The sequence below is a fragment of the Patulibacter sp. genome (genome assembly GCF_030655195.1).
In the GTDB taxonomy this organism is placed as follows: Bacteria; Actinomycetota; Thermoleophilia; order Solirubrobacterales; family Solirubrobacteraceae; genus Patulibacter.
Genome location: NZ_JAURWA010000114.1, coordinates 12,377 through 39,233, shown reverse-complemented (window position 1 = coordinate 39,233; position 26,857 = coordinate 12,377). Strand labels below are relative to the sequence as shown.

Annotated in this window: 21 protein-coding genes; 10 read left to right on the top strand and 11 right to left on the bottom strand. The window is 75.1% G+C overall.

What is annotated here, in order from left to right; translation table 11 throughout:
• Positions 1 to 4: 4 nt before the first annotated feature.
• From Q7T67_RS12360 to Q7T67_RS12350, 3 genes are read left to right on the top strand one after another with little or no spacing between them, the layout of a single operon-like run.
• Complete coding sequence (locus Q7T67_RS12360; RefSeq protein ID WP_304789722.1) at positions 5 to 1,708, top strand: FAD-binding protein; 1,704 nt, start codon at positions 5 to 7, stop codon at positions 1,706 to 1,708.
• Complete coding sequence (locus Q7T67_RS12355; RefSeq protein ID WP_304789719.1) at positions 1,708 to 2,904, top strand: succinate dehydrogenase/fumarate reductase iron-sulfur subunit; 1,197 nt, start codon at positions 1,708 to 1,710, stop codon at positions 2,902 to 2,904. The genes Q7T67_RS12360 and Q7T67_RS12355 overlap by 1 nt, the downstream gene beginning before the upstream one ends.
• A gap of 2 nt (positions 2,905 to 2,906) precedes the next feature.
• Positions 2,907 to 3,818, top strand: a complete 912-nt coding sequence (locus tag Q7T67_RS12350; RefSeq protein WP_304789716.1) for a CoB--CoM heterodisulfide reductase iron-sulfur subunit B family protein — start codon at positions 2,907 to 2,909, stop codon at positions 3,816 to 3,818.
• Between the two features lie 101 nt (positions 3,819 to 3,919).
• Here Q7T67_RS12350 and Q7T67_RS12345 read toward each other — a convergent pair whose 3' ends face one another.
• The 5 genes from Q7T67_RS12345 to Q7T67_RS12325 all read right to left on the bottom strand — a co-directional run bounded on the left by Q7T67_RS12345 (position 3,920) and on the right by Q7T67_RS12325 (position 8,699).
• Positions 3,920 to 4,867, bottom strand: coding sequence for a phosphate/phosphite/phosphonate ABC transporter substrate-binding protein (locus tag Q7T67_RS12345; protein WP_304789714.1), 948 nt, complete (start codon positions 4,865 to 4,867; stop codon positions 3,920 to 3,922).
• A 69-nt stretch (positions 4,868 to 4,936) separates the two neighbouring features.
• Positions 4,937 to 5,542: a DNA-binding response regulator gene (locus Q7T67_RS12340; RefSeq protein ID WP_304789711.1), complete on the bottom strand. Its 606-nt coding sequence runs from the start codon at positions 5,540 to 5,542 to the stop codon at positions 4,937 to 4,939.
• The gene (locus tag Q7T67_RS12335; protein ID WP_304789708.1) at positions 5,539 to 6,885 is read right to left on the bottom strand and encodes a sensor histidine kinase; all 1,347 of its coding nucleotides are present in this window, start codon (positions 6,883 to 6,885) and stop codon (positions 5,539 to 5,541) included. Before Q7T67_RS12335 ends, Q7T67_RS12340 begins: the two co-directional genes overlap by 4 nt.
• A 34-nt stretch (positions 6,886 to 6,919) precedes the next feature.
• On the bottom strand, positions 6,920 to 7,708 hold the full coding sequence (locus Q7T67_RS12330; protein WP_304789705.1) for an ABC transporter permease: 789 nt from the start codon (positions 7,706 to 7,708) through the stop codon (positions 6,920 to 6,922).
• Between the two features lie 58 nt (positions 7,709 to 7,766).
• Positions 7,767 to 8,699: an ABC transporter ATP-binding protein gene (locus Q7T67_RS12325; RefSeq protein WP_304789702.1), complete on the bottom strand. Its 933-nt coding sequence runs from the start codon at positions 8,697 to 8,699 to the stop codon at positions 7,767 to 7,769.
• Between the two features lie 105 nt (positions 8,700 to 8,804).
• On the opposite strand from Q7T67_RS12325, the gene Q7T67_RS12320 reads away from it, so the two are divergent.
• A complete protein-coding gene (locus Q7T67_RS12320; protein ID WP_304789699.1) occupies positions 8,805 to 10,466 on the top strand; it encodes a PQQ-dependent sugar dehydrogenase in 1,662 nt (553 codons plus the stop codon).
• A gap of 93 nt (positions 10,467 to 10,559) precedes the next feature.
• Positions 10,560 to 11,546, top strand: a complete 987-nt coding sequence (locus Q7T67_RS12315; RefSeq protein WP_304789696.1) for an NADPH:quinone oxidoreductase family protein — start codon at positions 10,560 to 10,562, stop codon at positions 11,544 to 11,546.
• 135 nt (positions 11,547 to 11,681) lie between these two features.
• Here the strand turns inward: Q7T67_RS12315 and Q7T67_RS12310 are convergent, their stop codons facing one another.
• The 3 genes from Q7T67_RS12310 to Q7T67_RS12300 are packed head-to-tail and all read right to left on the bottom strand — an operon-like array spanning position 11,682 to position 16,458.
• Complete coding sequence (locus tag Q7T67_RS12310) at positions 11,682 to 13,319, bottom strand: alkaline phosphatase PhoX (RefSeq protein WP_304789694.1); 1,638 nt, start codon at positions 13,317 to 13,319, stop codon at positions 11,682 to 11,684.
• The gene (locus Q7T67_RS12305; RefSeq protein ID WP_304789692.1) at positions 13,316 to 14,797 is read right to left on the bottom strand and encodes a hypothetical protein; all 1,482 of its coding nucleotides are present in this window, start codon (positions 14,795 to 14,797) and stop codon (positions 13,316 to 13,318) included. Before Q7T67_RS12305 ends, Q7T67_RS12310 begins: the two co-directional genes overlap by 4 nt.
• The gene (locus tag Q7T67_RS12300; protein WP_304789689.1) at positions 14,797 to 16,458 is read right to left on the bottom strand and encodes an alkaline phosphatase; all 1,662 of its coding nucleotides are present in this window, start codon (positions 16,456 to 16,458) and stop codon (positions 14,797 to 14,799) included. Before Q7T67_RS12300 ends, Q7T67_RS12305 begins: the two co-directional genes overlap by 1 nt.
• 181 nt (positions 16,459 to 16,639) lie before the next feature.
• On the opposite strand from Q7T67_RS12300, the gene Q7T67_RS12295 reads away from it, so the two are divergent.
• Complete coding sequence (locus Q7T67_RS12295; RefSeq protein ID WP_304789688.1) at positions 16,640 to 17,584, top strand: SGNH/GDSL hydrolase family protein; 945 nt, start codon at positions 16,640 to 16,642, stop codon at positions 17,582 to 17,584.
• On the opposite strand, the gene Q7T67_RS12290 is transcribed toward Q7T67_RS12295, so the two are convergent.
• Complete coding sequence (locus tag Q7T67_RS12290; protein ID WP_304789687.1) at positions 17,515 to 18,465, bottom strand: hypothetical protein; 951 nt, start codon at positions 18,463 to 18,465, stop codon at positions 17,515 to 17,517. The two genes, Q7T67_RS12295 and Q7T67_RS12290, sit on opposite strands and share 70 nt — an antisense overlap.
• Before the next feature lie 266 nt (positions 18,466 to 18,731).
• Here Q7T67_RS12290 and Q7T67_RS12285 point away from each other — a divergent pair, with 266 nt between their 5' ends.
• Genes Q7T67_RS12285 through Q7T67_RS12270 form a run of 4 tightly spaced genes read left to right on the top strand, consistent with a single transcriptional unit; the run spans position 18,732 to position 24,796 of the window.
• Positions 18,732 to 19,652: an SGNH/GDSL hydrolase family protein gene (locus Q7T67_RS12285; RefSeq protein ID WP_304789686.1), complete on the top strand. Its 921-nt coding sequence runs from the start codon at positions 18,732 to 18,734 to the stop codon at positions 19,650 to 19,652.
• Positions 19,649 to 21,088, top strand: coding sequence for a glycosyltransferase family 2 protein (locus Q7T67_RS12280; protein ID WP_304789684.1), 1,440 nt, complete (start codon positions 19,649 to 19,651; stop codon positions 21,086 to 21,088). The genes Q7T67_RS12285 and Q7T67_RS12280 overlap by 4 nt, the downstream gene beginning before the upstream one ends.
• The gene (locus tag Q7T67_RS12275) at positions 21,085 to 23,040 is read left to right on the top strand and encodes a cellulose biosynthesis cyclic di-GMP-binding regulatory protein BcsB (RefSeq protein ID WP_304789682.1); all 1,956 of its coding nucleotides are present in this window, start codon (positions 21,085 to 21,087) and stop codon (positions 23,038 to 23,040) included. The genes Q7T67_RS12280 and Q7T67_RS12275 overlap by 4 nt, the downstream gene beginning before the upstream one ends.
• Positions 23,021 to 24,796 (top strand): acyltransferase, encoded by a 1,776-nt coding sequence (locus tag Q7T67_RS12270; protein WP_304789679.1) that lies wholly within the window; start codon positions 23,021 to 23,023, stop codon positions 24,794 to 24,796. The genes Q7T67_RS12275 and Q7T67_RS12270 overlap by 20 nt, the downstream gene beginning before the upstream one ends.
• A 91-nt stretch (positions 24,797 to 24,887) precedes the next feature.
• Here Q7T67_RS12270 and def read toward each other — a convergent pair whose 3' ends face one another.
• On the bottom strand, positions 24,888 to 25,475 hold the full coding sequence (gene def, locus Q7T67_RS12265; RefSeq protein ID WP_304789676.1) for a peptide deformylase: 588 nt from the start codon (positions 25,473 to 25,475) through the stop codon (positions 24,888 to 24,890).
• A 189-nt stretch (positions 25,476 to 25,664) separates the two neighbouring features.
• Positions 25,665 to 26,768 (bottom strand): aspartate-semialdehyde dehydrogenase, encoded by a 1,104-nt coding sequence (locus Q7T67_RS12260; protein ID WP_304789673.1) that lies wholly within the window; start codon positions 26,766 to 26,768, stop codon positions 25,665 to 25,667.
• Between the last annotated feature and the right edge of the window lie 89 nt (positions 26,769 to 26,857).

Here is a 26,857-nt window from a genome sequence, read left to right as displayed (position 1 = left end):
GCCCATGCCTGCACACGACGTCCTCATCATCGGGGCCGGATTGGCCGGTCAGCGCGCAGCGCTCGCCGCAGCCGACGCCGGCTCCACGGTCGCGATCCTGAGCAAGGTCCACCCGGTCCGCTCCCACTCCGTCGCCGCGGCGGGAGGCATCAACGCGGCGATCAACCCCGAGGACGACTGGCGCTCGCACGCCTTCGACACCGTCAAGGGCTCGGACTACCTGGGCGACCAGGACGCCATCGAGATCATGTGCTCGGAGGCGCCCGGCGAGATCATGCACCTCGAGCACATCGGGGTCACCTTCCATCGCAACGACACGGGGCACCTCGACCTCCGCGCCTTCGGTGGCGCGTCGATGAAGCGCACCGCCTACGTCGCCGACATCACCGGTCAGGCGATCCTGCACGTGCTGTACGAGCAGCTCATGAAGTACCACGACCGGGTCGACCGGTTCGAGGAGTGGTTCAACACCTCGCTCCTGCGCGACGACTCCGGCCGCTGCGTCGGCTGCGTCGCCCGCAACATCCGCACGGGCGAGATGCGCACCTTCAACGCGAAGTCCACGATCCTCGCCACCGGCGGCGTCGGTCAGGCGTTCAAGCCGACGACCAACGGCCTGATCTGCACGGGCGACGGCATGTCCCTGGCCTACCGCGCCGGCGCGCGGCTGATGGACATGGAGATGATCCAGTACCACCCGACGACGATGACGGCCAACGGCTTCCTCATCACGGAGGGCGCCCGCGGCGAGGGCGCGCACCTGCTCAACGCCGCCGGCGAGCGGTTCATGGAGAAGGACGCGCCGAACAAGATGGAGCTGGCGTCCCGCGACGTCGTCTCCCGCGCCGAGCAGCGCGAGATCAACGAGGGCCGCGGCACCGGGCCCCTGAAGGACTCCGTCCTCCTCGACGTCACGGTCGTCCCTAAGAACCGCGTGCTCGAGGCGCTGCGCGAGATCGTCAACCTCGGCCGCGACTTCGCCGGGATCGACATCACGAAGGAGCCGATCCCGGTCCGTCCGGGCCAGCACTACACGATGGGCGGCGTCAAGACCGACATCAACGGCGAGACCGACGTCCCCGGCCTGTACGCCGCCGGCGAGGTCGCCTGCGTGTCGGTCCACGGCGGCAACCGCCTCGGCGCCAACTCCCTGCTCGACACCCTGATCTTCGGCAAGCGCTCCGGCCAGCACGCCGCCGCGGTCGCCGGGTCGATGCAGATGCCGAAGATCTCCGACGCCCAGCTCCGGGACGACACCCGCCACATCCAGGAGATCATCGACCGCCCCAAGACGGGACGCCGGATCTCCGAGATCAAGGAGGAGCTCGGCGTCTCGATGAACCAGTACTGCGCCGTCTTCCGCGACGAGGAGGGGATGACGAAGGGCAAGGAGATCGTCAACCGGCTGCAGGAGGAGGCGAAGACGGCCTACATCGACGACCGCGGCACGGTCTTCAACCAGGACGTCCTCGGCGCCCTGGAGCTCGGCTTCATGCTCGACTGCTCCGAGGCGATCGTCACGGCGGCGCTCGAGCGCAAGGAGTCGCGCGGCGCGCACTCCCGCACCGACTTCACCGAGCGCAACGACGAGGACTGGCTCTTCCACCTGACCGTCTCCCAGGACGGTGAAGGAGCCGACGCCCCGGCCAAGCTGGACAAGGCGCCGATCACGTTCACCCAGTGGGAGCCGATGGAGCGCACGTACTGATGTCGACCACCGAAGACACCACGAAGACCGACGACGGGGCCTGGCACGGCGACTCCGAGGGCCTCAAGGAGTTCACGCTCCGCCTCCGCCGGTTCGACCCCGAGTCCGGCAAGGCGCCGTACTACGAGGAGTTCGTCGTCGAGATGGAGCCCCACCGCTCCGTCCTCGACGCCATCCTCACCGCCAAGGACCACGAGGACGGCTCGATCGGCATCCGCTGCTCCTGCCGCGCCGCGATCTGCGGCTCGTGCGGCACGCGGATCAACGACAAGCCGGGGCTGGCGTGCCACACGCACCTCAGCGACGCGCTGGACCGGTCCAAGGACGGCAAGATCACGGTCGAGCCGATGGGCAACATGCCCGTCATCAAGGACCTGATCGTCGACATGGACGCGGTCCACTGGAAGAAGCAGCAGCGGGTCACCCCGTGGCTGCTCCCCCAGGAGCCGCTCCCGGTCAAGGAGCACATCGTCCCGCGCGAGGCGATGGTCGACGTGACGCAGTCCATGGCCTGCATCCAGTGCGGCGCCTGCGTGTCGGACTGCCTGTCGATGGAGGTGGATCCGCTGTTCATCGGGCCCGCCGCCCTCGCCAAGGCCTACCGCTTCGTCGGCGACCCCCGCGACAGCCGGCACGAGCAGCGCCTGACGGACCTGGCGAACGATCCGCACGGCATCTACGACTGCACCCACTGCTTCAAGTGCATCGAGGCGTGCCCGAAGGGCGTCGCGCCGATGAACCAGATCATGCGGCTGCGGCGCATCGCGTCGGCGGACCACGACATCGAGGACGTCAACGACGGCTCGCGGCACGAGCACGCGCTCGTCAACCACGTCAAGAAGTGGGGCACGCTGAACGAGGCGCAGCTGGTCCCGGACTCCAAGGGCGGCAAGCTGCACCCGCGCTCGGCGAAGGAGATCGCCAGCTCGGTCTCGGTGATCGCCACGGCGCTGCTGCGCCGGAAGGTCACGCCGAAGACGGCGCTGATCCACCACAAGAACCCGAACCAGTCGGAGATTCGGCGGATCTACTCCGAGATCGGCGCCCGGGACGAGCGGCTCGAGCTGAACCTCTACATCACGCAGCCGGACGAGCCGGAGGCGCCGGGCGACCAGGACAGCTCGCACGAGGCGCAGATCGAGTCGACGGGCGACCAGTCCGCCGTGAACACCCCCGCGACAGACAGGACCCACTAGCCATGAAGGTCGCCTACTGGCCCGGCTGCGTGAGCCGCGGCTTCACCCCGGAGCTCCACGGCGCGATGGCGCAGGTCGCCCCCGCGCTGGACATCGAGCTCGTCGAGCTCAACCGCGCCAACTGCTGCGGCGCCGGCGTCATCGCCGAGCACTCGCAGGAGCTCGCCGACACCCTGAACGCCCGCACCTTCGCGCTCGCGCAGAAGGAGATCGAGCAGGGCGCGGACATGATGATGAACATCTGCTCGACCTGCCAGGGCGCGCAGAGCGAGTGCCAGCAGCGGCTGGACGCCAGCGCCGAGTACCGCGACGAGGTCAACAGGCACCTGACCCCGGAGGGCCTGGAGTACGCCGCGGGGATCGTCAACAAGAACTTCCTCTGGGTGCTCGTGGAGGAGCTGGGCCTCGACGCGCTCGCGTCGAAGGTCAAGCGGCCGCTGACCGACCTGCGGGTCGGGCCGTTCTACGGCTGCTACATCGTCCGGCCGAACGACCGCATCGGCATCGACGACCAGCACCCGCGCGACACGTACCTCGAGAAGGTCATCGAGGCGCTGGGCGGCACCGTCGTCGAGTACGCCGGCTCGCAGAAGTGCTGCGGCTTCCCGGTCGCCCTGATGAACGCGGAGACGTCGTTCAAGCAGGCCGGCCGGCACCTCGGCGACGCGAAGGACGCGCAGGCCGACTGCCTCGTGACCCCGTGCCCGCTGTGCCACCTCAACCTCGACATGCAGCAGCCGCGCGTGAACAAGGTCGTCGGGCGCAACCTGCAGATGCCGGTGCTGCACCTGCCGCAGATGGTCGGTCTGGCGCTCGGCATGGATCCCAAGGCCCTCGGCCTGGGCCGCCACGTCGTCAAGCCGACCGCGGTCATCGACTGGTCGACCTCGGTGGTCGGCGCGGTCGCCGCCTAGGCGGGCGCACTCTCGGCCGCGGGGCGCACCGCACGACGACGAAGGGCCGGCGATCTCGCCGGCCCTTCGTCGTTCCTGGACCGGTGCGGGTGGGCGTCCGCCTACGGGGTCAGGCCCGCCGCGATCAGGTCGTCCAGCCGCGAGGCGACCGGGGCGTAGAGGTCGAGCGGGACGACGGCGAGCGGGGCGGGCTCCGAGATGCCCTGGCGGGCCGCCAGCGGTGCGAGCGCCGCGCCGGGCAGGTCCCGGATCGCGACCTGGATCAGCCGGCGCACGGCGCGCGGGATCGCGGGGCGGAGCAGCACGACGTCGGCGAGGGGGCCCGTGGCGGACCAGATGCGGCGCAGGCCCTCGGTCTCCGACGCGATCGGCGCGCCGCGGGTCACCGCGGCGTCCACGCGGCCGCGGCGCAGCGCGGTCAGCGCCTCGTCGTCGCCCGAGGTGGTGGTCGTCTCGGTCGCGTCGGGGCGGACGCCCGCGCGCAGCAGCGCGGACCGCGGATCGAGGTCGCCGCCGGCCGTCAGGGCGGGCCCCAGGGCGATCCGGCGGCCGCGCAGGTCCTGCAGCGTGCGCAGGTCCGTGCTGCGGCGGACCCACATCTCGGTCGGGGCGGTGCGGGCCGGCGTGTCCTCGTCGACCGCATAGGCGCCGGCCGGGACCGAGCCGGTGGCCCGGGAGGCCACGATCGCGGCGGCGGGGTCCAGCTGGGCGATGTCGACCTCCTGCATCGCCAGGGCGGTCACCAGACGGGCCTGGGTGGCGTAGGGGATCGCGATCGCGCGACAGCCCAGGCCTTCCGCGAGGTCGGTGGTCAGTCGGTCGGCCGCCGCCCGGCCCTGCGCGTCGCCGTCGGGCAGCACGACCCCGAAGCGGACCGCGGAGGACTGGCAGCTGTCGTCGGCGAAGCGCTTGGCACCGGTGGACTCGGCCGCGCCCGCGTCGGCCCCGCCGCCGGGGCGGGCGAGGACGATCACCGCGGCGCAGACGAGCAGCAGCGCGAGACCGAGGCCGGCCGTGGTGACGAGGGGACGGGTTCGGGGACCGGGCACTGCGCAGGAGGATGCCGGATGCGGAGCGTGCGGTGCTCCGTCGGCGCGGCGGCCCGGCCGGGCGACGCCTCAGAGCCAGCCGCGGTCGCGGGCCGTGCGGGCGGCCTCCACGCGGTTGGCCGTGCCCGTCTTGCCGATCGCCGCGGACAGGTAGTTGCGCACCGTCCCCTCCGACAGGTGCAGCGCGGCGGCGACCGAGGCGATCGACCCGCCGTCCTCGGCGGCGGACAGGACGTCGCGCTCGCGCGGGGTCAGCGGGCTCTCCCCCGCCTGCAGGGCCGCGGCGGCCAGCTCGGCGTCGACGCTGCGGCCGCCGGCCGCGACCCGTCGCACCGCCGCCGCGAGCTCGTCCGCCGAGCCGTCCTTGACGAGGAATCCCGAGGCCCCGGCGGCCATCGCCCGGCGCAGGTACCCCGGTCGCCCGAACGTCGTCAGGACGACGACGCGGCACGACGGGAGCTCCCGCAGCAGGTCGACCGTCGCGGAGATCCCGTCGAGGCCGGGCATCTCGATGTCCAGGAGCGCGACGTCGGGGCGCGCGGCCCGGGCGGCGTCGACGACCTCGTCGCCGCGGGCCACCTGGGCGACCACCTCGAGGTCGTCCTCGAGGTCCAGGAGCGCAGCGAGGGCGCCGCGCACCATGCCCTGGTCCTCGGCGAGCAACAGCCGGATCATCCGGGCACCGCGATCGTCGCCCGCAGCACGGTGCCACCGTCGGGGCCGGGCCCCACGTCGAGGGTGCCGCCCACGGTCGCGACGCGCTCGGCCAGCCCCCGCAGGCCGTTGCCCCCGCCGTCGGCCGTGCGCGGGGCCGCCGGATCGCCGGGGATCTGGCGGGCCGCGACGGAGCGCGGGCCGTCGTCGGCGACCGTGGCGACGACGAGGCCGTCCTCCGCCCGGACCGCGAGGGTGCACCGGGAGGCCGCGCTGTGGCGGAGCACGTTCGTCGTGCCCTCGCGGACGACGTAGGCGACGACGTCCTCGACGTCCTGCGGGACGCCCCGCGCCGGGGCCTCGGTGCGCACCTCGACGTCCGCCGAGCGCAGCGCCGCTGCACAGGAGGCGAGCTCGGCGCTCAGCGGCCGGCCGCGGAAGCCGTCGACGACCTGCCGCACCTCGCGCAGGGCATCACGGGCGACCCCGCGGACGTCCCGGATCTCGGTCGAGGCACGCTCGGACTCGCCGCGGTCCAGCAGCCGCTCGGCGAGCTGGCTCTTCACCGCGATGACCGTCAGGCTGTGGCCGAGCAGGTCGTGCAGGTCCCGGGCGATCCGGTCGCGCTCGTCGGAGACGGCCAGTCGCGCGTTCTGCTCCCGGGCACGCCGCAGCTCGCCCTCGAGCTCCCCACGGCGTCGGGCCGCGTAGCTGACGAACCCCGCCACCAGCACGGCGAAGCCGAGCCAGAAGTACGAGGCGGTGTCCCCGTCCCCGCCGGTCCCACGGACGAGCAGGAGGGCCTCGCAGACCAGCGCGGTCGCGACGATCAGCCGCGGGGGCCACGGCACGTCGGTCCAGACCGCGAGGACCGCCGCGACGAACGCCATCGTCGTCAGCCACTCGCCGCCGAACGCCGCGGAGCTCGTCAGGCCGATCGTCACGAGACCCCCGACGCGCAGCCACATCTCACGATCGCCGGGCGCGGGGCCGAACGGCTCGAGGCCCTGCTGACGGGCGTTGCGTGCCCGACGCGCCGGGATCATCACCGCGAGCGTCGTCACGTACAGGCCCAGGAAGGCCAGCAGCAGGACGCCGCCGACGAGGCGCTGCCAGAGCGGCCAGTCACCCCCGAGCACCTGGGCGGCGGCGGGCCAGAGGTAGACCAGCCAGACCCCGCCCGCGAGGACGCCGAACGTCGGCGACTCGCGGTCGCCCGGCGCAGTCGGACGTGCCGGGTCGTCACCGGTCCACGTGGGACGCGGGGCCCACGCGGTGTCGCCGACGGCGTGGTGCGCCCCGACCCCGGACGGCCCCCCCGGGGCGGCGAGCGGCGTGTCCGGGGCGGCGGGATCGGGCGGCACGGGCGTGGGACGGGACGGACGGTGGAGCGCGGGGTCAGCGGACGGCGGTTCCCCGGCGCCAGGCGACCGTCGCCGCGACGCCCAGGACGAGGGCCCACGCGGCGATGATCGCGCAGTGGCCCGCCCCGACGGTACCCCCGGTCGCGATCGCCCGGGCGATCTCGCCGACGTGGTAGGTCGGCAGGACGTGCGCGACGGTCTGGAGGGCGTCGGGGAACTGCGACGGCGGCACCCAGAGACCGCCGACGGCGGAGAGGCCGATGTACGAGAGCATCGTCGCGCCCTGGGCGGTCTCGGGCGAGCGGAACGACGACCCGATGAGCAGACCCAGCGCGGTCGTGACCGTCGCGCACAGGGTCAGCGCGAGCACCAGCTCGGCCCACTGGGCGACGGAGATCCCGGCGTTGCCGAAGTGCCCGACGGCGCCGACGATCGCCGACGAGATCAGCGCGAGCAGCAGGCCGGCCGCGCCCTTGCCCAGGACCGCGGCCGACGGCGAGAGCGGGGTGGCGCGGAGCTGTCGCAGCCAGCCGGAGACGCGCTCGGCGGTCAGGCGCGGGCCGGTGGCGAAGAGGCCGCCGCCGATCGCGCCGTACGCCGCCATCGACGCGAGCAGCTCGCGGCGGTCGGTCGCGTCGCCCTGCCCCGACAGCGTCAGGAGCAGCAGGACGGGGACCATCGTCGTCAGCAGCACGGCGCGCGGGTTGCGGACCGTGCGCAGCACCTCCAGGCGGACGTAGGCGAGGGTCGGCCCGAGGGGTCGGCGCGGCGCGGCGGGACGGCCGGCGGCGTGCGGGACGGCGGTGGAGGCGGTGGAGGTCATCGTGGGGCTCCTGGTGGGGACGGGATCGAGGGCGGTGGGGGTCGGACGGGCGGACATCTCAGGCCTCGGCGGGGGCGGGGACGCCCGTGGTCCAGCCGTCGGCGGCCATCGTCAGGAAGGCGTCCTCCAGATCGGCGGGCCGCACCTCGATGTCGCGGGCGTCGGGGAACGTCTCGAGGAGGACGCGCAGGGCACGGTCGGAGTCCGAGCAGGTCATCGCGGTGCGTCCGCCCGACTCGTCGACGGCGGAGAGCACGCCGGGCAGGCCCGCCAGCTCGGCGGCGACGGCCTCGGTGCGGACCCGCACGATCGTGCCGCCGGCGCGCGCGGCGACCTCCGCCGGGGTGCCGTCGGCGACGATCCGGCCCCCGGCCAGGACGACGACGCGGTCGGCGACGGCCTGGGCCTCGTCGAGGTGGTGGGTGGCGAAGAGCAGTCCGCGCTCGCCGCCGATCTCGCCGCTCAGGGCGTCCCAGAACGTGCGCCGGACCTGCGGGTCCATCGCCGCGGTGGGCTCGTCCAGGACGAGCAGCTCGGGGTCGGCCACCAGCGCGAGGGCCAGCCGCACCCGCTGGGCCTGACCGCCCGACAGCGCCCCGGACGGCCGGTCGCGGAGGTCGGCGGCGTCGGCGAGCTCGAGCGCGCGGCCGACGTCCATCGGTCGCGGGTAGAGGGCCGCGAAGAGCTCCACGAGCTGCCCGACGCGGGTGTTGTCGGGCAGGCCGGCGTCCTGCAGCATCGCGCCGACGCAGCCGTCGGCCACCGCCTGGGCGGGCGGGCGGCCGCAGACCGCGGCGGTGCCGGAGACCGGCCGGGCGAGGCCCAGCAGGACCGACACGAGCGTCGACTTGCCGGCGCCGTTGGGGCCTAGCAGCGCGACGGTCTCACCGGGCGCGACGTGCAGGTCGACGCCGTGCAGGACGGTGGTCGACCCGTAGCGCTGGGTGACGCCGCGCAGGTCGAGGAGGGCGGGATCGGGGGACGCGTTCATCGTGCACCGAGTCTGCGCCGAGGGCTCCTCGGCCGGTAGAGCACGACGTCAGGTCCTGGGCATGACATCGGTCATGGGTCCTCCGCCGGCGTGGGAGGATGGCCCATGGTCCTCCCCCGCCCCGCGTCGTCCCGCCCCGTCCGCGCCCGATCCGCGATCGGCGGTGCCGCGCTCGTCGCCCTGACCACCGGTCTCCTGGCCGCCCCGGCCGCGCAGGCGGTGCCGACCGGCGCCCCGGTGGAGCTGGCGACCGTGTCCGGCACGCCGTGGGAGCTCGCCCCGATCCCCGGCGGCGGCACCTTCGTCGTCCAGCGCGACGGCGGGATCGTGCGTCTCGACGCGCAGGACAAGCTCGTGGCCGGCGACGCGCTCGCCCGGACGGCGATCCCCCGGGACGTGCGGAAGTTCCTCGGCCTGGCGCTCGCCCCGGACTTCGCGACGAGTCGTCTCGCGTACCTCTACGTCTCGGTGAAGACCGCGGAGAACGTCCCCGGCGACGAGGTCAACGGCGTCAACGGCATCTGGCGCCTGAAGGAGCAGGACGGGAGGTTCTCGGTGGTCGGCGACGGCCCGGTCTTCAACGGCATCGACTCCGACGGCAACCACGACGGCGGCCGGATGGTCTTCGGTCCCGACGGCGCGCTCTACGTCACCACGGGCGACATCCACATGCCCGCGCGGCCGCAGGACCTGAACTCCCTCAACGGCAAGATCCTGCGGCTCGCCGCCCCGGCGTCCGGGCCGCTGACCGCGCCGGCCGACAACCCGTTCGCGGCCCAGGGCGGCAACGCGCAGTACGTCTGGTCCTCCGGCCACCGCCACCCGCAGGGCCTCGCGTTCGACGCGGCCGGTCGGCTCTGGGAGACCGAGCACGGCCCCACCGGCGAGCAGCACGGCGACGCCTACCCGGGTGGGAACGACAAGCAGGGGCGCGACGAGCTGAACGTCATCACGAAGGGCGGCAACTACGGCTGGCCGCTGGTCTCCGGGACCGAGACGCGACCCGGCACGATCGCCCCCGTGGCCGTCGCCGGGGACTCCCCCGCGTGGGCCCCGGGCGACGTCGCCGTCGGCGCGGACGGGTCGATCTACTCGCCGTTCCTCGCCGGCCAGGAGCTGCGGAGGTTCGACGTCCGGCAGGGCTCGGTCTTCGCGCAGGCCTCCCACGTGCAGAACCTCGGGCGCCTGCGCGTCGCGGTGGCCCGTGGCTCCGACCTGCTGTTCACCCGCGACAGCTCGTCGGGCGCGAACATCCTCAAAGTCCCGCTCAGCGCGCCGACGCCCGGCGGCAGCGACGCCGCGGACGTCCCGGCGACCCCGGGGACGGGCGGTGGCGGCGGGACGGGCACGACCCCTGCGCCGGCGCCGGTCGCGACACCCGCCGCCCCCGCGACCCCGAGCACCTCGAAGATCCGCTCCCGCACCCGGTCGCTGGCCCGCAAGGTGCGAACCGCAGCCGACCGCCTCGGCCGTCGGCGCCTGGAGGCGGGGCGGACGATCGTGGTGCGCACCACCGCCCCGTCGGTCGGGCGGACGACGATCGAGCTGCGGCTGCGCTCCTCGCGCGGCACGCTCCTGGTGCGGGCGAAGCCGCGGACGACGAAGTCCGGGACGCAGCGCTACGCCGTCAGGCTCGGGCCGACCGGGCGCAAGCGGCTGCGCGCGGCGTCCACCCGGCGGATCGTGGTGCGCGTGACCCACCGCCCGTCGAGCGGGGCGAGCGCCACGACCGCGGTCGGGCTGACGGTGGCGAAGAAGCGTCGCTGAGCGCGGCGCTCCTGGGCCGGGCGGACGTCGGGCGCTCTAAGAGCGCGACCCGGCAGGTCAGGGCGATGCGTCGGCCCGCGATAGCGTCGGCGCATGAAGGCCCTCCAGATCATCGACACCACCGGTCCGGACAGCGCGCTGCAGCTGACCGACCTGCCCGAGCCCGAGGCGTCGCACATGCTGACCCCCGGCGAGGGCGTCGTGATCGACGTGCACGCCGCCGGCGTCTCCTACCCCGAGCTCCTGCAGACCCGCGGCGAGTACCAGATGAAGCCGCCGCTGCCGTTCGTCCCGGGCTCCGAGGTCGGCGGCGTCGTGCGCAGCGCGCCCGAGGGCGCCGGCGTCTCCGCGGGCGACCGCGTCGCCGGGTTCTGCCTGCTCGGCGGGTGGGCCGAGGTCGCCGTCGCCCCCTCGTTCTTCACGTTCAAGCTGCCGGACTCGCTGGACTTCGCGCAGGGCGCCGGGCTCGTCCTGAACTACCACACGGCCTACTTCACGCTCGTGACCCGCGGACGCCTGAAGGCCGGCGAGACCGTCCTCGTGCACGGCGCCGCCGGCGGCGTGGGCACCGCGACCCTGCAGGTCGCCAAGGGCCTCGGCGCGCGGACGATCGCGGTCGTCTCCTCCGACGAGAAGGAGCAGGTCGCCCGCGACGCCGGTGCCGACGAGGTCGTCCGCTCCGACGCGGCGTGGAAGGACCAGGTCCTCGAGCTCTCCGGCGGCGGCGTCGACATCGTCATCGACCCGGTCGGCGGGGACCGCTTCACCGACAGCCTCCGCTCCCTGGCGCGCGGCGGCCGCGTCGTCGTCGTCGGCTTCACCGGCGGCAGCATCCCGACGGTCAAGGTCAACCGGCTGCTCCTGCGCAACACGGAGGTCGTCGGCGCGGGCTGGGGCGAGGCGGCGCTGCAGGACCGGGCGCTGAACGACGAGATCGGTGCGGCCATCGAGCCGCTCCTGCAGAACGGGGCCGTGCAGCCGATCGTCGGCCCGCGGTTCCCGATGGAGCAGGCCGCCGACGCGCTGAGGACGCTCGACGAGCGCCGGGCGATCGGCAAGGTCGTCCTCGACGTGCGCTGAGGTGCGCCGGGCGGCGCGTCGCGCGCTGCCTGCACCGATCGGCCCGCCGGGAGCGGGACGTGCGGCGCGCCGGGCCCGGGACGGGGTCCGTAGGACGAACGCCCTGCGGACCTCCGGAGCCTCCGGCGAGCCCGCTCAGCGCCGCGCGGCGGACCGGCGGCGCGCCGGCGCCGCCCGCCGGGTCGCCGAGATCCGCACGGCCCGGCGTCGCGTCGCCGTGGTGCCCGAGCCGCCGCGGACTGCCACCTCGAGCGTCGCCCGCACCGGCGAGCCCAGACCGCGGACGGCGGCGCGGGCGGCCTTCGAGCGGACCTTGACGCGCACCTTGCGGGCGCCCGGTGCCAGCCGCGCGTCGGTCGCCCCCAGGGTGATCGTCCGCAGACGTCCGCCGCGCCGGACCCGGGCGCGCAGGCGCACCCGCACGGCGACCGCACGGTCCGTCGTCAGCGCCACCCGCAGGCCGCCGTCGAGCAGACCTCCGGAGGAGATCGCGGCGCGGGCGGTCAGGCCGAGCACCACGTCCGTCGCCGGCGGCAGGACGACCGCGGGCCGGTCCTGGCGGAACGGTCCCGAGATCTCGTAGACCGCACCGATGCCGCCCGCCCGCTGCGACGCGGCGTACATCCGCGAGCCGTCGGGGCTGAAGGTCACGCCGGTGATCTCGCTCTCCAGCTCGCTGGGCAGGAAGTGCTCGCCGCCCGTGAACTTCGCGAACCGGGAGACCTCGCCCTCGCGGGAGATCATGCAGATGTCCATCGCGTCGGGGTCGTTGTCGTAGGAGTCCTCGCAGACGAAGAGGTCGCCCCCGCGCGAGACGGTGATGTTGTCGACGCCCTGCAGCGGGGTGCCCGGGACGTCCTTGGCGGCGTAGACCGTCTCGATCCGCCCGGCGGCGATCCGCAGCGCGCGGATCGTCTCGTCGCCCGTGGTGGCGAAGTAGACGGAGCCGTCGTCGAACCAGATGCCCTCCGCCCGCTTGAACCGCGTCGCGCCCGGGACCTGGTCGCGGGTCGGCGTCGACGCCGCGGACGGATCCGGGACGCGCGCCCACGTGACCGCGCCGTCGGCCGCGACGACCGCGACCTCCAGCACCCCGGCGGCCAGCGACGGGTAGTCCGCAGGGGTGAAGCGGTAGAAGCAGCCGTCCGAGAGGTCCTCGGTCAGGTACAGGCGCTCGCCGGCGGGGTCGACGCAGGCGGCCTCGTGCTTGAAGACGCCCATCGCCGGGTGCACGACCGCCGGGGTGCGGCCGGTCGGGTCGCACTCCCAGACGCGGCCGCCGTCGGTCTCCTCGCAGGACAGCCAGGTGCCCCACGGGGTCGGGCCGCCGGCGCAGTTCGTCGAGGTGCCCTCGAGGATCCGGTACGCGTCGGTGATCCGGCCGTCCTTCGCGTAGCGGATCGCCGACGCGCCGCCGGCCAGCGGGACCTCGGAGTTGATGACCTGGATCCAGCCGCCGTCGGAGGCGGGGAACGTCGCGGACCCGTCGGGGAAGATCGGCAGGGCGTAGAGGGTGGCGCCGATCGGCACGCCGGCCCGCGCGACGACGCGCGACGAGAAGCCCTTCGGCAGGCGCAGGCCGTTGGCGTCGGGGGCGCCGAGCGGCCCGTACGGACCGTCGACGGCCTTGCTGACCGCGGCCGCCGCGGCGGTCTGGGTCCGCCAGAACGCGGGGCCGAGACCGGCGGCCAAGGCCGCCGCGGCGGCGCCCTGCAGCAGGCGACGACGACCGAACGCGGTGCCCGCCGCGGCGTCGCGGGGGACGACGCTCATCGCTTCACGCCCAGCGTCACGCGCGGCCCCGAGTTGCGCAGCTTCCCGCCCTTGCGGACCTGGGCCCGCACGACGACGCGGTAGCGGGCGCCCCTGGGCAGGGCGGTCGGGAGGGTGGTCCGCCACCTGTCGGTGCCGGAGGCCCGGCGGGCGCCGCGTGGGACGGCGCACGAGCGGGGCGCGCCGAAGCGCCTGCCGGTCCGCCAGGAGCAGCGTCCACCGCGGACGCGGGCCACCGCGACGGTGAACCGCGAGACCGTCGAGCGGCCGTTCACGCACGCCGCACCGTCGTTGCCGCCGCGGACCGCGCGACCGCCGCGCTTCAGCTTCCGGGCGACCGTGGCGTCGAACGCCGGGCGCGGGGCCCGTCGGTCGGTGCACGGGGCCTTCGGGTCGATCGCCCGGGCGGCGCGGTCGCGCGCGGCCGGGGCCGCGGCGGTGCCCGCCTTCGACGTGCCGTACGGGCCGAGGATCGCCAGGCCCGCCTGCGAGGCGGCCTTCTCCGGCGTGTCGGTGCCGACGCGCAGCCAATACGTCCCCGTCCTGGTGGCGCGGAAGACGGTCGTCAGGGCCGGGGTCGTGCCGTCGTCCGCGCAGGCCTTGGCGGTGTCGCCCGACGGGGTGGTCGAGTAGACGGTCAGCGTGCCCGCGGCGTCGCCGGCGGTCGCGGCGGCGTAGACGCCCTTCCGCGCGATCCGCACGCGGCGCCAGACGCCGGCCTGCGAGGCGCAGCGGGGCTGGGCGGGGTCCAGCGACGTGGTGGTCGCGCCGGTCAACGCGACGACCAGGCCGGTGCCCCGGGCGGCGAACGGCGCGCCGGCGAAGGCCTGGCCGGCGGGTGCGGGCAGCGCCGGGAGCGCCTCGCTCGCGGCCGAGGCGACGACCGGCACGGCCGCGTCGCCGGAGCGCCAGCCCACCTGCACCAGGACGGAGGCGCCGGCCGGGACGACCAGCGGGACGGACGCGCCGAGGTCCCCGCGGGAGGCGTCGCCGGCGGTCTCGCGACCGGAGCAGCCCTGCGGCTCGCGGACGTCGGTGCCCGTCGCCCCGTTCTGGACGTAGGCCGCCAGGTCGGGCGTCGACGTGCTGCCGTCCTTGACGGCGGCCTCGACGGTCAGGCGCCGCACGCGGCTGTCGGGCTCCACCCGGAGCCAGGCGGTCTGCTCGAACGACGCGGGACCCAGGCAGCGCGGCGTGCCGGCGTCCGGGGTCGCGCCGTCGAAGGCGAGGGTCCGCTGCCGCTCGGTGATCGGACCGTTCTCGGCCGTCGCCGGGAGCAGCGGCAGGGCGCCGGCCGGACCGTCGTTGGGGATCGCGGCGGAGGCGCCGGCCGGCACGGCCAGCGCGGCGAGGGTCGCGACCGCGAGGACGACTCCGCGGAGCGTGCGACGGCCGGGGCGACCCGCGGACCCGGGGAGGTCGAGGGCCAGGACCGTCGCGGAGGGACGGCGGGTGGTCGCGGTCGGGCGGGCGCGCATCAGACGGCCTTCCCCTTCGCGGCGGACCGGCGGCCACGGCGCCTCCGGGCGGCGGACTCCGCCAGACCGATGCGGCGCTCGAGATCGCGGTCGGCGGCCGTCTGCACCTTGCGGCGGCGCGTCCTCAGCGCCGCGCTGCGGGTGCTCGCCCTCGCGGCCGCCGGGGCGGCGCGCCCGCCGACCGTGCCGACGCCCGCGGTCTGCATCACCGCGTTGCGCCCGACCGGCTGCGTGAACGCGGCCAGCGTCCTGGACGGCGCGTCCTTCTTCGTGATGTCGCTCGAGCGGAACTCGACCTTCAGCTCGTCCTTGGTGACCCGGGCGATCGCCCAGCCGTGGTCGATCCCGTTGAAGTAGCGGATGTGCGTGTTCAGCGCCTGGATCGCCGGCGCGCCCAGCGCACTGACGAGGTCCGGCAGGCCCGGCGAGGTGACCGAGCCGCCGATGTACTCCGTGGCGACCGAGCGGCCGTCGAGGAGCAGGTCGTTGGCCATGTAGAGGTGGATGTCGCCCGTGAGGAAGACGACGTCCGAGATGCCGCGGTCGGCGATGTGGCGGAGCAGCTCCGCGCGCTCCTGCGGGTAGCCGTCCCACTGGTCGCTGTTGATCGTCGCCAGCGTCGCGCCGAGGGGCGAGAGGCCCAGCGGGGCGATCATGTCCGGGTTGCCGACGAGCTTGAACGTGGCGTTGCTGCCCTGCAGCCCGCGCTTGAGCCAGTCCAGCTGCGGGCGGCCGAGCATCGTCGTGCCGGGGTCGCCGGTGGAGCGGTACTGGCGCTGGTCGGTGATGAAGAGCTCGGCGTGCTTGCCGTAGCGCAGCGAGCGGTAGAGGCGGAAGCGGTCGTTCTGGAAGGCCAGACGCGGCAGCCACTCGAACGACGCCCGGTAGCCGGCGTTGCGCTGCAGGTCCGACGGCGAGGGCGCGCCGTCGGTGTAGTTGTCGGCGATCTCGTGGTCGTCCCAGACGTGGACGACCGGGTGCAGGCGGTGCAGCTCGCGCAGGGCGGCGTCCGCGCGGTAGAGCCGCAGCTTGCCGCGGTAGGTCTCGAGGTCGGTCGACGCGGGGTCGACGACGCCCGGCCCGCGACCGGCGCCGCCGTACTCGGCGTAGGGGTACTCGTACGTGTAGTCGCCGAGGAACGCGCAGATGTCGATCTCGTCGAACGCCGCGGCGTCGCGGTGGCCGTTGAAGTACCCGGCGCTGTAGTTCTGGCAGCTCGAGTAGGCGACGGAGACCGGGGTGTCGCTGTCGGCCGCGGGCGCGGTCTTCGTGCGCCCCAGCGGCGAGACGTCGGTCGACGACTGCCAGACGTAGAAGTAGTGCTGCGACGGCTTGAGACCACCGACGCGGGCCTTCAGCGTGTGGTCGACGCCGGCCGAGGTCGGGACGACGACGGTGGCGACCGTGCGCGTCAGCCCCGCGTCCTCGGCGACGACCAGGCGCGCGGCGCTGCGTGGCGCGGACGTCGTCAGGCGGCCCCAGAAGGTGACGGCGTCCGACGAGGGCTCGCCCGAGGCGACCCCGTCGAGGAACTGCCCCCGACCGACGCCACGGGTGGTGGGGAGCAGGCGGGCGTGGGCGGGCGTCGTCAGGGCGAGGCCGGCGGCGAGGGAGCCTCCGGCGACGACGAGCTCGCGGCGGGTGATCGATATGCGGGACACGGCCTCGTGAGGGTGGTCGCGGGTGAGGGCGGCCGGCGACCGCGTCCCACGAGTGTCCCCCACCCCGCCGTCCGGGTGGTGAACATTCTGGGCCCGAGTGTCCTGTACGGCGTCCACCCGGCGGCAGGACCGCGGTCACGCCGTACGATGCGCGCGTGCCGTCCCCCCGCACCCCGCGCCGGTGAGTGCCCCCGACCCGTGGACGTCGGGCCCGCGGCGCGTCCTCGCCCTGGCGGTGCTCGCGCTCGTCGGCCTGGCGCTCGTCGTCGTCGGGACCGGCCTGGACCGTCGCGACGTGCGGCCGCCCGCGATCGCGCCCGCCCAGCTGGAGGTCATGTCGCTCGGTGACTCCCTCAGCCGCGGGGTGCAGCCCGTGGGGCCCGGCGGTGCCGACGTCGTCACCGACCGCGGCTACCCGCCGCGCCTGGTGCGCCTGCTGAGCGCCCGGCACGGCGAGGTCCGGCTCGTGGAGGCCGGCTGCGGCGGCGCGGACGTCACGACGCTCCTGCGCGGGGGCGCCTGCGCCCCGCGCGCCCCGGTCCCCTACGGCGGCGACGGTCCGGCGTCCTCCCAGGTCGCCTGGGCCGTCCGCCGGCTGCGCGACCGCGGGTCCGCGCCGACGCTGGTCACCCTGGACGTCGGCGGCAACGACCTGCTGCGCTGCCTGCGGCCCGACCGCCGGGCGCTGCAGCGCTGCCTCGCCGCCGGGGAGCCCGGGCTCGAGCGGGGGCTGCGCTCGATCGCCCGCCGACTGCGGACCGCGGCGGGTCCGCGGACCGTGCTGGTCGGGGCGACGGTGCCGGACCCCTTCGTCGGGCTGCTGCGCGCCGGCGGTGCTCCACGACCGGCCGTCCTGGCGCTGCACCGCGCGATCCGCGACCGCGTCAACCCGCGGCTGGCGGCGGTCCTGCGCGACGAGGGGTGGCTCGTCGGCGACCTCGGCCGCGCGCTGGGCGGGAACGGCACGCTCACCGGGCGGGACCCGCGGGCCGTCGCGGCGGCGTGCGACCTCACCTGGATGTGCGCCGTCGGCGACGTGCACCTGAAGGACGAGGGCTACGCCCGGGCGGCGCGGCTCTTCGACCGCGTCTCGCGCCGCTCCGTCGACCGCGCCGTCGGCGGCTGAGCCCCGGGCGCCGCGCCGAGGGCCACGAGCACCGCGCGCCCCCCGACACCCCAGACGACCACCCCGACGAGGACGGCCGGCGGCAGGAGCACCAGCGCCCACAGGCCGATCGCCACGGGCGAGAGCTCGAGCACCTCGGCGTCGGCGAGCGCGTCGAGGACCGCGGTGATCGCCAGCCACGCCAGCCCGGTCGGCAGCGCGAGCGCCACGACCACGACCACGGCGGCGAGGACGAGCCGCACCACGCTGCCCCGGGTCGCCGTCCACGACGCACCGAGCGCCCGGCGCAGCCCGACGCCGTCCCGCAACGCCACGGCGGGCCACAGCGAGAGCCGGAGCACCACGACCGCCGTCGCACCCAGCCCGACGGTGAGCAGCACCGACGTCAGCTGGAACCGCACGCGTCCGGCGAGCACCGCGACCGCGACCACGCCCGCCGCGACGAGGGCGACGGCGAGCGCGGAGAGGACGATCACGAGCGCGACGCCCGGCCACGCCCGCCACGCACGGCGCACGGCGTCGCCGGCGCCCCGCGACCCGGCGGTCGCGGCCCCGGTGACCAGCCCGGCCGCCACGACCAGCGCCACGCCGACGGTCAGGAGCGCCGCGAGCGCGATCAGCAGGCGCACCTCGAAGCCGTCGGGCCGCACGATCACCGCCCCCGGGGCGTCGGCGGGCGCACCGGCGATCAGCTCGGTCAGCGCGACGTCCGCGCCGGCGCGCAGGACCCCGGCGACCGCCAAGGCCACCGGCACCACCGGGAGCAGCAGCAGGAGGACCGGCAGCAGCGTCGCGAGGGGCCGCCGCACCAGGCGGCCGAGGCCCGCGCGCAGCGGCAGGGTGAGCCCGAAGGCGACGGGCGCGGGGGACGGGGCGGACACCGGTCCGCAGCGTAGCGTCGCGCCCGAGCCGTCCGCGACCGGCCTCCCCCACCCGGTGGAGCACGGTGCGCGCCGACCGTGGGAGGCGTGGCTCGGGGCCGGGCGGCACCGGGCCGTCGGCGGCCGCCGCGGGCCGTCCCGGCCCCGGGTGCCGCGTGGCGCACTCGACACATGATCTAGGGTGAGCCCCGCGGGTGGCCGCCGAGGCCGCCGATCGCTCCCCACGTCCCTGACCCCGCCACCGCACCACCCGCTCCGCGACCGCCTTGCGCCTCCCCCTCATCGCGGCTCGTCGCGCCCGTCACCGGTGGTCGCTCCTCGCAGCGGTCGCGGCGTTGGCCCTCGCCGGCTGCGGTGGCTCCCCGAGCGCCGACGCGCTGCAGGTCGTCTCGCTCGGCGACTCCCTCGCCGTCGGCGTGCAGCCGAAGCTCCTGGGCGGCGGGCAGGAGACGTCGCAGGGCTACCCGCGCCGGTTCGCCCGGGCGCTGCGCGACGAGGGCCGCGAGGTCCGGCTGATCGAGCTGGGGTGCGGTGGCGCGACGTCGCAGTCCATCCTCGTGGGCATCCGGCCCTGCGCGCCGGCGCGCGACACGCCGTACCGCAACGAGGATCCGACGACGTCGCAGGCGTCGTGGGCCGAGGGCCTCCTGTCGTCCACGAAGGGGCGGCGCCGCGTGGTGCTCCTCGACATCGGCGGCAACGACGTCGGCTCGTGCTTCTCCGGCGGCCGCGTGCTGCCCGGCTGCATCGCCCGCGCCGGCGCGGCGCTGCGGGAGAACCTCGGTGAGCTGCTCGGCCGCCTGCGCGAGGTCGACCGCACCGTGCCGATCGGGGTCCTCACCCTCTACGACCCGCTGCTCGGTCTCTGGGACGACCAGCCCGCCGCCCGTCCGCTGCTGGCCCGGGAGCACCGGACGTTCCTGCGCGCGGTCAACGGCACGATCGCCGCGGCGGCGCGCCGGTACGGCGCGACCCTCGTCGACCTGGCCGGCGCGATGGACCAGTCCGCCCCGCTGGACCCCGGCTCGTCCATCCGCCCGCGAGCCGTCGCCGCGATCTGCCGATACACCTGGATGTGCGTCTCCGCCCCCCGGACGCCGGACATCCACCTGCGCAAGGACGGCTACGAGCTGGCCGGGCGCACCGCCCTGTCCGCGCTGCGCCCCCGCCTCGGAGCGCCCCGATGAGGCTGTTCGTCGCGCTGCTCGAGCGCGCCCGCAGCCAGGTCGGGCTGCAGCTGACCCTGTCGTTCCTCGTCTGCTTCGTCGCCCCGGCGATCCTGCTCGGGGCCGTCACCGAGCTCGTCGAGCCCGTCCTCGGCTGGGTCCTCTACGGCGTCGCGATCGCCTACCTCCTGACCTGCCTGCTGATGCTCGTGGAGGGCAACCTGGCGGTCCGCAGGTCGGCCCGCGAGCTGCCGCCCCCGCCGGCGGGCGGCTGGGATCCGACGGTCACCCTCGTCGTCGCGGCGTACCTGCCCAACGAGGCGGACATCATCGAGGAGACGCTGCTGCACCTCGCGCGCGAGGTCGACATGCCGGAGGGCCGGCTGCAGGTGCTCCTGGCGTACAACACGCCGCACCCGATGCCGCTGGAGGACGAGCTGCGCGCGCTCGCCGCCCGAACCCCGTCGATCGACGTCGTCCGCGTCGAGGGCAGCAGCTCCAAGGCCGAGAACATCATGGGCGCCCTCCCCCACGTCCGCGGCGAGGTCACCGCGATCCTCGACGCCGACCACCACCTGCGCCACGACGCGGCGGAGATCGCGCTGCGGTGGATCGACCAGGGCTACGACGTCGTCCAGGGCCGCTGCGTCATCCGCAACACGGACCGCAACCTGCTCACCCGGATCGTCGGCTGCGAGTTCGAGGGGATCTACGGGATCGCCCACTCCGGCCGGTCGCTCCTGACCGACACCGCCATCTTCGGCGGCGCGAACGGCTGGTGGCGCACCGACGTCCTGCGGCGCCTGGGCGTCGACCACCGGATGCTGACCGAGGACATCGACGTCTCCATGCGGGCGCTCCTTTCGGGCTACCGGATCGTGCACGAGCGGGCCGTGGTCTCGACCGAGCTGGCACCGGCCACGTTCCGCGGCTGGTGGAAGCAGCGCACCCGCTGGGCGCAGGGCTGGTTCCAGGTGACGATCCGCCACACCCCCGACGTCCGCCGCTCGCGGGTCCTGGGGCCGTGGGTGCGCTTCTACTGGCTCGTGATGCTCGTCTGGCGCGAGATGTTCCCGATCATCTCGCTGCAGATCTTCACCGTCCTGACCGCCCAGGCGATCGCGGGCCTGCCGTTCCACCTGCTGCGCGACCCGTTCCTCATCGGCACGACGATCGTCACGCTGCTGACCGGGGTCGTGCTGGGCATCGCCTCCTACCGGGTGGCGACGGACGAGTCCCGCGAGGCGCTGGGTCTGCGCTGGTTCCTGGTGTACTGCGTCGCGGCGCTGCCCTACACCGTGCTGAAGAACGCGGTGGCGCAGGCCGCGATGGTCCGTGAGATCGTCGGCGACCGCCGCTGGATGGTCACGCGCCGCGAGGGCCCGCGACGCCCGCCCGGCACCCCGACCGCGCCCGGTTCCCCCACTCCCCCGACCCGACCGATCGAGACCGCATGACCCCCGCAGCACCACGCCGGAGCACCCGCCTGATCGTCGCCGCGGCGACGGGTGCGCTGCTCGGCCTGGCCGCCCCGGCCGTCGCGGGGGCCGCCCCGACCACCGTGCCGCTCGCCGGACCGGACGACGCCGCGGTGCGCTTCGGCGGCGGGCTGGACCAGTACGCCGGGGGCATCCCCGTGCCGGTCCGGTGGACCTCGGTCGGCGGCCGCGTCCGGCTCTCCTGGCGGGCGTCGCAGCAGCTCTCGGACCGCTCGGGCCTGCAGGTCCGGGTCGGCGACACCGTCGTGGGCAGCACCAACCTCGGGGCCGGCCCCGGGTCCGCGACCTTCACGATCCCCCGCACGGCGCTGCGCGGATCGAGCCGGACGGTCCCGGTCGCGATCGACACGCGGCTGCAGACGGATCAGGCGCAGTGCCCCACGCCCGACGACCCGGCGGCGTGGCTGCAGCTGGACCGCTCCGCCGCGGTCACCGTCGACGGCTCCGCCCCGGCGACCCTCCCGCGTCTGAAGGAGCTGCCGGGCGCCCTGGTGGCGGGCGTCGGCCGCCGTCGCGGTGCCGTCCTGGTGCGCTTCACCGGCCGCCCCACGCCCGACGCGATCCGCGCGGCGTCCGTGGCCGTGGGCGAGGTCGCCGCGGCCGCCGAGGGACAGGGCGTCGCGGTCCGGGTCGCCGTCGCCGGCACGCCGACCCGCCGGCGGGTCGGCGAGAGCGTCGTCACGATCGCCGAGGGTGCCGCGGTGCCGCGCGTCCACACCGAGGTCGTCGGCACGGACCGGGCCGCCGTCGTCGTGGTCGAGGGTCGCGGCGAGGGCCTGCTCCGGGCCGCCGGGGCGCTGCGCCCCGCCGTCGCCCGCACCCTGCCCGGGACGAGCGCCTCCGGGTCCGCGCTCCCCGCGGTGACGGTCCGCCGGGCCACCGTCCCCCGCCGGGTCCGCCTGCCCACCGGCGGGGTGACCGGTCTGGACACCCAGGAGGTCTCGCTCGGGTTCCGGATCCCGGAGTGGCGCGAGGTGCTGCGCGGCTCGCGGCTGCGCCTGGCCGGCACGTACGACGCCCCCGCCGGCGGCCGCGCCGTCGTCGCCATCAACGGCCGCGACCTCGTCGGCGAGCCGCTGACCGTCCGCGGCCCCTCCCGGTTCGTCGTCGAGGAGGCGTTGGCGCCCCGCGGTCCAGCGCTCTACCGCGGCGACCTGCGCGCCGGCGACAACAGCGTCACGATCCGCACCCGTCTGAACCGTCCGCGGGACCTGCGGTGCACGCCGCAGGAGTTCGACGCCGGCGCGCTCGACGTCCAGGAGTCCGGCTCGGTGACGCTGCAGACCCGCCCGCGGCCCGTCACCTCGACGCTGTCGGTCCTGCCCTTCCCGCTCAACCGCAACCCCGGCTGGCGCGGCACGACGGTCGCCCTCCCGGCCTCGCCGACGGAGGCCGAGCTGGGCGCCGTCATCGGCACCCTGGCCGAGGCGCGGCGGGTCAGCCGCGAGCTCGTGCTGCCCGCCGTGCAGCTCGGCGGCGACACGCCGGCGGGCACGGCGCTGGTCCTCGCCCGTCCCGGCGCGGTGCCCGGCGACCTGGCGAAGGGCGTGCCCGGGCAGCGGACCGCGGGCGTCCTGACGGCGACGAAGTCGGGCGACGCGGTCCGCGTCCTGGCGATCGGCCCGAAGGCGCTGCTGCCGCTGGCCAACGCCTACGCGGTCGGCAAGGTCCAGGGCCGCACCGTCGAGGCCCTCAGCTCGACGCGCGTGGCCATCCGCGTGCCCGACGCGGAGCTGGTGACCGGCATCGAGCGCGGCCCGGTGCCCTACCGCTGGCCGCTGATCATCATCGGCGTGGCGATCCTGGCGTTCGCCGTCCTCGCCCTGCGCGCGACGAGCCGGCGCCTGCGCCGGCGGACGGCGGGCAGCGCCCCGCCGCCGGACGGGAGCGATGGCGACCCCCGTCCCTGAGCGCGGGACGCCGCCCACCGCCCCGGCCGCCGCGAAGCCGCGGCGGCCGGGCGGCGGCAACCGCCTCCGCGAGCTCGACGGCCTGCGGGCCCTCATGTTCATCGTGGTGCTCTTCCACGCCTACCAGGCGTCGGTCGGGGACCTCTCGCTGCACGCCTTCCGCGACTACTCGCCGCCCGGCGTCGTGTTCTCCGGCATCGACGGCCTGCTCCCGCTGTTCTTCCTGCTCTCGGGATTCGCGACGTACTACGGCTTCGGCGGCGCGGTGCTCCTGGGCAAGCGCCTGCCGGGCAGCCGCGACTTCCTCTTCAAGCGGGCGCTGCGCCTGCTGCCGGTCTACTTCCTGATCTTCCTCGTGGTCTGGGTCTGGCGCTACGGCGGCGGCGCGTCGCAGTGGCTGGACCTGATCTGGGGCCTCAGCCTGTTCCAGAGCTGGAGCACCGAGCACATCTTCCGCACGATCGACCCGGGCTGGTACCTCAGCGTCGAGTGGCAGTTCTCGCTCGTCGTCGCGTTCGCGCTGCTGCCGTGGATGCGGGCGATCTCGAACTGGCCGATGCGCAGTCGCCTGGCGGGGCTGCTGGCACCGCCGCTGCTCTTCATCGCGGTGACGATCTGGTGGAAGAGCTCGTTGATCGCCCGCGACGTCCCCGGCAGCCAGTTCGGCTCGTGGTTCGCGCCCCCATCGTGGGCGTACCTCTACGGGATGGGGATGCTCCTGGGCCTCGCGCTGCTCGTGCGGCGGCCGGACCGGTGGCGTCTGCCCAAGCCGTTCCCGACCCTCATCGTGATCGCGGGCACCTCGTGGCTGGTCTGGCTGTCCTCCGCCCGCCTGGGGACGTCGCTCTTCGCGTCGCAGTGGTTCTTCGAGCTCTCGTTCCTGACGCCGCTGTCGTGGATCCTCGGCGCGCTGACCGCCGACCCCGACGGCTGGATGCGCCGTCTGCTGCGCAGCCCGGTCGCCCAGCTGCTCGCCGCCGCGTCGTTCAGCACGTACCTGATCCACGCCCCGATCCTGCGATCGCTGAACGAGCGGGACATCATCCCGATGGACATCCCGGGGCTGTGGCCGGTCTCCGCCGCGGCGCTCGTCCTCGTCGTGGTGCCCGCGGGGCTCCTGGCGTTCCGCTACGTCGAGCAGCCCCTGTCGGGCCTCGACCGCCTGTTCCAGCCCAAGCTCGACCGCGAGCTGCAGATCACGAAGGTCTCCACGCCCACGCTGGCCGCCGGCACGGTGCTGCCGGACGTGCCGGTGACCGACGCCGACGGCCGCGCGAGGTCGGTCCGGCAGCTGACGGGCCCGGGCGGCCTGCTGCTGCTCGTCCACCCGTCGGACCCGGTGCCCAGCGGACACCCGGCGCTGCAGGGGACGCGCGGTGCGCTGCGCGCGTTCGACTCCTCCCAGTCCGCCGCCGCCGGCTTCGGCATCCGCATGGCGGCCCTGTCACCGCGGGTGCCGGACGAGGCGGAGAGCGGCGCGCCGCCCCATCCTGCCGACGAGCCGCTCGACGACGCGGTCGTCCACCTGCAGGACCCCAGGGCCGCGATCGCCCAGGGCCTCGGCCTGCTCGTCGTCCGGACCGCCGGCGGCCAGCAGCAGCCGGAGATCGCCCTGGTCGCGATCGACGCGTCGGGCACCGTCGTCGGCGTCGCGCGCGACGAGGACCCGCACCGCCTCGTCCGCCGCGGCCTCGACGCCTTGGCCGACGGCGCGGACCCGCGCGCGGGGCGCGTGCCGGTCGGCGTCGGCGACTGAGCGGCGCCCGCGCGTCTGCGGGTGCCCCGGGCCGCGGCGTCGGCCGACGCGGCCGGGCCCGAGACGCCCGGGGTGGGGCCCGCCCGTTCTCCTAGTCGATCTCGAGGCGCTCGCCCGCGGCGGGCGGGTCCATCGAGCGGCCCTCGCGCAGGGCGCGCAGCGCGGTCTTCTTCGCGTCCTTCGTGGTGCGGTCGATCATCAGGACGCCGTCGAGGTGGTCCATCTCGTGCTGCAGCCGGCGCGCGAGCGGGCCGGTCGCCTCGATCCGCTGCTCGCGGCCGGACAGGTCCAGCCCGGTGACCCGCACGGACACGGGCCGCTCGACGGGCACCCAGACGCCCGCGAGCGACAGGCAGCCTTCGTGGGTGACGTCGGTCTCCTCGGACGCCCACTCGAGCTCCGGGTTGATCAGCGCGGTGGCGGCACCGAGCTCCTCGTCGCCCTCGCGGTAGACGAAGTAGCGGCGCATGATCCCCACCTGCGTGGCGGCCAGACCGGCGCCGAGGGCGGCGTCCATGATCGTGATCAGGCGACGGGCCTCGCCGACGAGGTCCTGGTCGATCTCCTCGACGGGCCGCGCGACGGTCTTCAGCGCGGGGTCGCCCCACTGACGGACCTGCTGCAGCGCCTCGCGGCGGCGCTGCAGGACTTCCGGGGTGAAGGCGTCGGGGCTGGCCATGCCCGGAACGGTAGCTGCGGCGCGGCGTCAGTCGTCGTTCGACCGATTCTCGACGATCACGCCGAAGTAGTACACGCCTCCGACCGCGATCAGGAGGATGACGCCGATGGGGATCCAGAAGATGGGGTCCATGGCGCCTCAGCCTACGTCTGGCGCTTCAGCGCGCCTAAAAAGCGCGCCGCTGCGACCTCAGAGCGCCGGCACCTCGGCGGCCGGCGTCGGGCGCACTAGGCCTCGCTCGTGCAGGACGACGGCCAGCTGGATCGTGTTCGTCGCGGCACCCTTGCGCAGGTTGTCGCCGACGACGAAGAGGTCGAGGCCCTTCGGGTTGCCGCGGTCGCGGCGGATGCGACCGACGAGGACGTCGCTCCGGCCGTCGGCGTCGACGGCCATCGGGTAGACCCCGTTCGCCGGGTCGTCGCGCACGTCGAGGCCCGGCGCGGCCTGCAGGATCTCGCGGGCGCGCTCGGGCGAGAGCTCCTCGCGGGTCTCGACGTTGCAGGTCTCGGAGTGCCCGTTGATGACCGGCACGCGCACGCAGGTCGCGGAGATCCGGATCGTGTCGTCGCCGAGGATCTTGCGCGTCTCGTTGATCAGCTTGAGCTCCTCGTCGGTGTGGTCGTCGACGAAGCTCCCGGCGTGCGGCAGCGCGTTGAACGCGATCCGGTGCGCGTAGGAGCGCGGGGCGGGTACGTCGGTGCCGTCGAGGATCGCGCGCGACTCCTCGAACAGCTCGTCGACGGCGGCCTTGCCCGTGCCCGAGACCGCCTGGTAGGTGGAGACGACGAGCCGCTCGATGCCGGCGGCCTGCTGGATCGGCCGCAGCGCCACCATCAGCTGCATCGTCGAGCAGTTGGGGTTGGCGACGATGCCGTGGTGGTCGTCGAGCGCCTCGGGGTTGACCTCGGAGACGACGAGCGGGACCCCGTCGTGCATCCGCCAGGCCGACGAGTTGTCGACGACGACCGCGCCGGCGGCCGCGAACTTCGGGGCCCACTCCTTCGAGGTGCTGCCGCCGGCGGAGAAGACCGCGAGGTCGAAGCCCTGGATCGTCTCGTCGGTGATCGGCTGGACGGTCATGCCGCGCAGCGTGGAGCCGGCCGAGCGCGCGGAGGCGAACGGCACGATCTCGCGGATCGGCAACGCCGCGCCGACGGGCTCACCGGCGTTCGGGGCCTTGGTGGCCGCACCCACGCGCGTCCCGTCGTTCGGCACGCCGAGCTCGTCCAGCAGGACGCCACCGACCTGGCCGGTGGCGCCGACGACGGCGATGCGGTACCCCTCGCTGCTCATGCGGTGAAGGGTACGAGAGAACGGGGCCGCGCCAGGATCCGGGGGCATCAGCGTCCCGGTGTCCGGCCATGCCGTCCCCGCATGGGCAG